Source organism: Nitrospira sp. BLG_1 (assembly GCF_047338595.1).
Taxonomy (GTDB): domain Bacteria; phylum Nitrospirota; class Nitrospiria; order Nitrospirales; family Nitrospiraceae; genus Nitrospira_D.
In genome coordinates this window covers 1-3,918 of sequence record NZ_JBLFBO010000090.1, presented here as the reverse complement: position 1 = coordinate 3,918, position 3,918 = coordinate 1, and the positions used below count along the sequence as shown (strand labels likewise).

General features: G+C 53.0%; 7 protein-coding genes. 5 read left to right on the top strand and 2 right to left on the bottom strand.

The features are described from left to right. Nucleotides 1-193: 193 nt before the first annotated feature. From ACMTNU_RS20210 to ACMTNU_RS20195, 4 genes are all read left to right on the top strand, one after another. Nucleotides 194-532, top strand: coding sequence for a DUF4288 domain-containing protein (locus ACMTNU_RS20210; RefSeq protein WP_413937098.1), 339 nt, complete (start codon nt 194-196; stop codon nt 530-532). Then, on the top strand, nt 507-1,646 hold the full coding sequence (locus ACMTNU_RS20205) for an RHS repeat domain-containing protein (protein WP_413937097.1): 1,140 nt from the start codon (nt 507-509) through the stop codon (nt 1,644-1,646). Before ACMTNU_RS20210 ends, ACMTNU_RS20205 begins: the two co-directional genes overlap by 26 nt. A gap of 102 nt (nt 1,647-1,748) precedes the next feature. Next, nucleotides 1,749-2,471: a hypothetical protein gene (locus ACMTNU_RS20200; RefSeq protein ID WP_413937096.1), complete on the top strand. Its 723-nt coding sequence runs from the start codon at nt 1,749-1,751 to the stop codon at nt 2,469-2,471. A gap of 27 nt (nt 2,472-2,498) precedes the next feature. Then, nucleotides 2,499-2,771 carry a hypothetical protein gene (locus ACMTNU_RS20195; RefSeq protein ID WP_413937095.1) on the top strand — a complete coding sequence of 91 codons (273 nt, stop codon included), beginning with the start codon at nt 2,499-2,501 and terminating at the stop codon, nt 2,769-2,771. Nucleotides 2,772-2,834: 63 nt separating this feature from the next. Here ACMTNU_RS20195 and ACMTNU_RS20190 read toward each other — a convergent pair whose 3' ends face one another. After that, a complete protein-coding gene (locus tag ACMTNU_RS20190; protein WP_413937094.1) occupies nt 2,835-3,248 on the bottom strand; it encodes a putative toxin-antitoxin system toxin component, PIN family in 414 nt (137 codons plus the stop codon). Next, nucleotides 3,245-3,484: a hypothetical protein gene (locus tag ACMTNU_RS20185; RefSeq protein WP_413937093.1), complete on the bottom strand. Its 240-nt coding sequence runs from the start codon at nt 3,482-3,484 to the stop codon at nt 3,245-3,247. The genes ACMTNU_RS20190 and ACMTNU_RS20185 overlap by 4 nt, the downstream gene beginning before the upstream one ends. 70 nt (nt 3,485-3,554) lie before the next feature. Here ACMTNU_RS20185 and ACMTNU_RS20180 point away from each other — a divergent pair, with 70 nt between their 5' ends. Further along, a complete protein-coding gene (locus ACMTNU_RS20180; protein ID WP_413937092.1) occupies nt 3,555-3,902 on the top strand; it encodes a hypothetical protein in 348 nt (115 codons plus the stop codon). Nucleotides 3,903-3,918 lie beyond the last annotated feature (16 nt).

Here is a 3,918-nt window from a genome sequence, read left to right as displayed (position 1 = left end):
CAGCCAGCGGCATGAGGCTGTAACCTATGGCGTCCACTATTGACGACTGGGCTCAATAAATGATGTGTTTCCCGGCCAGCTACTGAAGAAAACTCTTGAGGAGATATTTGCGCTTGCCAAGAAAGGAGATTCAGCCGCGCAGACGGCCAGAAAGCTTTTGACCGAGAATAAATATAAGAAGGGAAGTTGATTCATGTGGTATGCGGCTAGTCTATTTATGAAGGGAATACATATAGTCGATCCTCCCATCAAGCCTCTTTGGGAAGAATCGATCGTCTTAATCGAAGCTCCTGATGATCTTAGGGCTACGGAAAAAGCTGGCGAAATTGGGAGATCCAAGGAGCATAGTTACTACGTCGATAAACCTTCTCGCCACGAGATGCGGTGGGAATTCATTCAAGTGGAGAGGGTCTACGAGATAGACTCCAGCACTTTTTCTGCTGGACTAGAACTGTTTTCTAGATTCTTGAGAGATAGTGAGGCGGAAAGTCTCCTTACCCCGTTTGATGACGACAAAGACGTTACCCTATGATCCGGCGTCGCAGGTCCAGCAAATTCTCCACAAACTGGGCGCCAGCGGGCCGACGATCAATCAAGCCGCCTACACCTACAACGGCGTGGGGAACCGCGACAGTCTCACCGATCGACGCGGGATTCAGAACTTCGGCTACGATAATCTCGATCGCCTGACAAGTGCCAGTCATCCCTTGTTGGGAACCCCGCAGGCGTTTGCCTATGACGCGGTGGGGAACAGAACCACAGCTGGGAACGTCACGAATGCTGGCAATCAGCTGACTGCCGATGCCACGCACAGTTACCAATATGATGACAACGGCAATTTGACAAGAAAGACGCTCCTCGCGACGGGCAACTACACCCAGTACACCTACGATCCTGAAAATCGACTCATCAAGGTCGAGGACTTCGTGGCGGGGAATCCCACGCCCGCGTTTACGAGCACGTATCGGTATGATGGACTGGGTCGGCGGATTGAGAAAGTGGCGAATGGCCAGACGAAGCGGTACGTCTACGACGGCGAAGATATTCTACTGGAGTACGACGGATCGAACACCTTGCAGGCGCGGTATACGCATGGGCCCGGGATTGATGAACCCATTGCGGTGACGAAAGGCAGCAGCACCTTCTTCTACCATCAGGATGGGTTGGGAACAGTGACAGAGCTGACAGGTGCCAGCGGAGCCGTCGCAAAAGCGTATGCGTATGACGCCTACGGCACCATTCTGGAATCGCCGGGTACAGTCGACCAACCGTATACCTATACGGCCAGAGAACTCGATGCGGAAAGTGGGCTGTATCATTATCGCGCGAGAACCTACGATGCTGGAGCTGGAAGATTTATTCAGAGAGACCCTGTAGGAATTGAGGAAGGAAGGAATTTGTATCTCTATGTACGAGGAAATCCCCTCAATAAAATTGACCCGCAAGGTTTGGAAGATGACTCCTCTGATATCAGGCTCAAGCTCAGTGGCGAAATTCTGAGCAGCCTTGCAGAAGAATTTATCGTAGAAGGGCTTGGAGGACGAGTAGGTCTTGTGTGCGCTTCGCGGTTCTGTAAAAGACAAAAAGCCAATCCGGCTTGGCATACGGTGTTTACGGAAATGTACGAGCATATTTTATCAATATAAAATTCCAGCTGGTACAGCAGGCAATAGCGGAGCACTTGTTGATGCTTGTACAGAGACCTGTCAGAAAATAACTAAGTCGGCTAAGTTCAAGAAGGACTGTAATTGTCGCAAGGAGGAGTAGCTATCAGAACGCTCTTTATCAGTATTCTGCTTCTCACCATTGCTCTTCCCGTTCTTGGAGGGGCTGGAAGTGGCAGCGCAATTGAAGACAACTGGCTAGCTCTTGCAAAGCAATACGTTCGAGCTGATGAGAAACTGTTACGGCTTGAACAGAACAAACAAAAAGGCATACCCCAGCAGTTGGATCTACGGGATGATTTGCGAGCCAACCTTGAGCACGCTCCTTCACCATCTATTGATCAGCTTACCTCCCTCCTGCGTTCCCTCGATCCTTTTGATAGAAAAACAGCCCTTGTAGTTACATTTCTCAGGCACATAACGAGCCTAGATCTCACAAAGCTCGTTCTCAATCGCTACAACGATGAAAGCGACTTTTTTATCAGATTCTATAGCCATCAGGTTCTGATGAACTTAAGCGACGAGCAAGTACGGACCGTGCAAGCGGATATTCTGCGCATTAGTAGGAATGAAAAATACGAGACAATCCTCGTTACGAGCCTTCCCACGTTATTACGGCTTGAGCGAGATGCCGTAGTTCCAGTTCTAGTCGGATACTTCAAAAAAGGGTCGCCAGGCTTGAAAAGAGCCACCTATGCAACTCTTCGTTCCAGCCACGACAATTATCTCGAGGAAATTAGGAGCATTCTGAAACGGGATAAGGCTAAAGGTGCGCTCGCGTTTATTGACAGGCTCGACAAGCTGTAATTGCCGTTGCTTAACAAGCCTTGCTAAATGATGTTCCTCACATCACTTGGACCTGCAAAGGGCTTCAGTTACGATCCGGCTAGTCAGGTGCAGTCAATTCTGCACAAATTGGGCGCCAGCGGGCCCACGATCAATCAAGCCGCCTACACCTACAACGGCGTGGGCAACCGCGACAGTCTCACCGATCGACGGGGCATCCAGAACTTCGGCTACGACACCTTGGATCGGCTGACGAGTGCCTCGCATCCGCTGCTCGGGACGCCGCAGGGGTTCGGCTGTGAGCAATCACGTCTGACATGACTCTGGACTCAATGGGGCCGTCATGCTGCGGTGTGACGATTTCAGATCCGTGGGGTAGGGGGCTCAAGACTGTGGATCACAGACGAGCGTCTTGAATTGTGAGACGGACACGATTGTGGTTGTGACGAGCTTTCTGGCGTGCGTGAAGTCGTGATCCCCGGTAATGAGCCAGTCCGCATGGGTCGCCAGGGCACAGGCGAGAAATTTGGCATCGGTGGGATCCGGAGGATAGGGCAGCGTGACCGGGATGGCCATCGGCACAGTCACCGTCTCCAGCCAGGTCAGCCACTGATGCAGGAGGTCAGGCGAGAGCCCGAACTTCGGGCGGGCGAGAACCGTCTTGTATTCGGCGAGGATCTCCGTGGAGACGACCCAGTCCCATCCCGGTTGAGCCACGATCCAGCGCAGGACGGCGTCCGGGGTTCTGTTCTTGAGGGCCGCCGACACCAAGACATTGGTGTCGATGACGACTTTCATTGGCTGGTCCTGACAGCGGCCACTTCTGCGGCAATCTCCGCGTCCGTGAGGAGGCGGGCTTGCGGCAACGCTTGCGAGGTGTGTAGCAGCTGTTGCAGCGTCCTGAGCTTCGTGGCGGATGTGGGGTCGTCCGCGATCACCACCACTTCGACGCGTTCTCCGGCTTGAAAGGGCATATCAGACAGGGTCACCTGGCCGGAATCTTCAACCACGACATATTTTCGGTAGGCTCGCATCGGCATCACCTCGTAAAGATATTATGATCTGGCCCCAATCTGAGTGCAAGCCTGTTGGAGATTCGTTCGCATGGCCACGACGGATCCGCTGACCCGCACCACGACGTTGACCTATGACAGCGCGGGGAACGTGGCCACGTCAAAGGATGCGCTGGACCGGATCACGAGCTTCGAGTACGATGCGAAGAATCGGTTGAAGAAGGTGATCGATCCACTGCTCGGGGAGACCGTCTACACCTACGACGGCAACGGCAATCTCCTTACGGTGAAGGACGCGAAGAACCAAACGACCACCTTTGCCTATGACAGCCGGAATCGGTTGATCTCGAGTACTGATCCCCTGGGCAAAGTGGAGACGTACGAGTATGATGGCAACGACAATCTGACCCCGGTTGTCAATAGTGGACGCCATGAATGACAGTCTCACGCCGCCG

Excerpts from the sequence above, each read along its gene's own strand:
- ACMTNU_RS20210 (WP_413937098.1), top strand. The coding sequence starts at position 194 with ATGTGGTATGCGGCTAGTCTATTTATGAAGGGAATACATATAGTCGAT.
- ACMTNU_RS20205 (WP_413937097.1), top strand. The coding sequence starts at position 507 with ATGACGACAAAGACGTTACCCTATGATCCGGCGTCGCAGGTCCAGCAA.
- ACMTNU_RS20195 (WP_413937095.1), top strand. The coding sequence starts at position 2,499 with ATGATGTTCCTCACATCACTTGGACCTGCAAAGGGCTTCAGTTACGAT.
- ACMTNU_RS20190 (WP_413937094.1), bottom strand. The coding sequence starts at position 3,248 with ATGAAAGTCGTCATCGACACCAATGTCTTGGTGTCGGCGGCCCTCAAG.
- ACMTNU_RS20185 (WP_413937093.1), bottom strand. The coding sequence starts at position 3,484 with ATGCGAGCCTACCGAAAATATGTCGTGGTTGAAGATTCCGGCCAGGTG.
- ACMTNU_RS20180 (WP_413937092.1), top strand. The coding sequence starts at position 3,555 with ATGGCCACGACGGATCCGCTGACCCGCACCACGACGTTGACCTATGAC.